Origin of the sequence: uncultured Nostoc sp., from assembly GCF_964245445.1 — a bacterium.
In the GTDB taxonomy this organism is placed as follows: domain Bacteria; phylum Cyanobacteriota; class Cyanobacteriia; order Cyanobacteriales; family Nostocaceae; genus Nostoc.
In genome coordinates this window covers 1-1,657 of the sequence record NZ_CAXTNE010000470.1, presented here as the reverse complement: position 1 = coordinate 1,657, position 1,657 = coordinate 1, and the positions used below count along the sequence as shown (strand labels likewise).

General features: G+C 41.0%; 3 protein-coding genes. All 3 read left to right on the top strand.

The genetic code is table 11. The annotated features are described in order from the left end of the window. The first annotated feature begins 95 nt into the window (after positions 1 to 95). The gene (locus ACFE90_RS37360) at positions 96 to 458 is read left to right on the top strand and encodes a beta/gamma crystallin-related protein (protein WP_375507271.1); all 363 of its coding nucleotides are present in this window, start codon (positions 96 to 98) and stop codon (positions 456 to 458) included. A gap of 325 nt (positions 459 to 783) precedes the next feature. Then, positions 784 to 1,158, top strand: coding sequence for a hypothetical protein (locus ACFE90_RS37355; RefSeq protein ID WP_375507270.1), 375 nt, complete (start codon positions 784 to 786; stop codon positions 1,156 to 1,158). Positions 1,159 to 1,454: 296 nt separating this feature from the next. Then, positions 1,455 to 1,657, top strand: a 203-nt coding sequence (locus ACFE90_RS37350) for a cysteine peptidase family C39 domain-containing protein (protein WP_375507269.1), incomplete at its 3' end; no start/stop codon positions are given.

Sequence of the window (1,657 nt, the reverse complement as noted above, 5' to 3'; positions counted from 1 at the left end):
AATCCTGTCACTGCTACCAATTAAGAATCAGAAGGTAAAGCCAAACTAGCGATTGCCTTCAGTTCAACTCAAATTTTAAATTTCGGAGAGAAACAATGTCTAGCATCAACAACTACGGAGTAGATATGAACGATAAAACTTTAGCAGAATTGAGCTTCAGCGCAGTGAAGGAACTTAGCGATGAGGTTGCTGCTACTTGTAGTGGAGGTAATGTAAGTCTATTCCGGGATAAGAATTTTCAAGGAGGAGGTATAACGTTTTCTGGCAGTGATGCCAACCTAGCTAATAACAATTTCAACGACGCAACCTCATCTATTATTATTACAGGGAATCAAAGATGGAGGTTTTATAAAAATGCAAACTTTAAAGGTTCGTCTGTAACTTTAGGACCAGGACGATACCGTAGTGTTGCTCAAGGAGTAAACGATTCAATTACTTCTATCAAACGCATATCATAGATTTAACTTCTGTGCGTCCGTTTTAGGAACCTTGCTTAGATAGTAACATAGCCTCGGAATATTTATCCATTTCTGAGGCTATTTTTCTATTTCATGCCTCTGTTAAAACTTCCCTCATACCCTCTCTAATTTGCAACAGAGATACCGCAGGTGGAATAAGAGTTTTTGCACCCATCATCCGATTAACAATCAGAAGGCAAAGCTAAAAAAACTCTGATTCCCAGCCGTGAATAAATCAATATCACTGCTACCAATTAACAATCAGAAGGAAGAAAACAAGCTTACCTTCAGTTCAAACCCCAATCTAAAACTCAGGAAAAAAACAATGTCTAACATCAATAAGCACGGAGTAAATATGAACAACAAGCAAATCAAAGACCTCTACAGCATCGAAGCTGTGCAAGACCTTTCCCATGAAGCCGCTGCCACTATTAGTGGTGGTACCTTAAACTTTTCCGACAAGAAGGATGGTAAAGGAGCGCGGCTAAATAATCTTAGAGGCAGTTTTAGGAGTTTAGGCAGCAGATTTAACAATAGAGCATCTTGGTACGAGGTAACGGGTAAAACAGATTGGATTGTCTACACTGGTGTGAATTTCACAGGTAGAATAAGGCGTCTGAAAGCAGGTACAAAAGGTAACTTAACTGGTCCTTTTGACAACAACATCGCGTCTGCCATGCCCGTGCCTAGTCCTACTTAACAACGACATCGCGTCTGTCAAACCTGCATAATTAACTCTGGTCTATTTCATACCGTGTACTCGAATCCTTCAAAACCTCAAAGAGAAAAGAATGCTCTGACATCAGCTTTTAGCTGAGTAATATTCTTCTCTTGTAGTTTGTAGAGGCGAGGTCGTAATGCTCCTACTTTTTCATTCATATCAAGATAGCACAAATAAACGTAAACGATGTTAACAGTTATCAGTTAGCAGTTATCAGGTAGGAAACGGACTCGTCCACCCCTTGTTCACTGCGGCTGGTACTGATTTTTTAAACAATGAAATACTACAGTATATTGCAACACAGTGAAGAAGATTGTGGTGCAGCAACCCTAGCCACGATCGCTAAATACTACGGACGCTCCTTTGCCCTCAATCGCGTGCGAGAAGCAGTGGGTACGGGAACGCGAGGAACTACACTATTAGGGGGAGCAATGCGATTTTGTGAGATCATCATAAAGACAGCAGGGGAGCAGGGAGC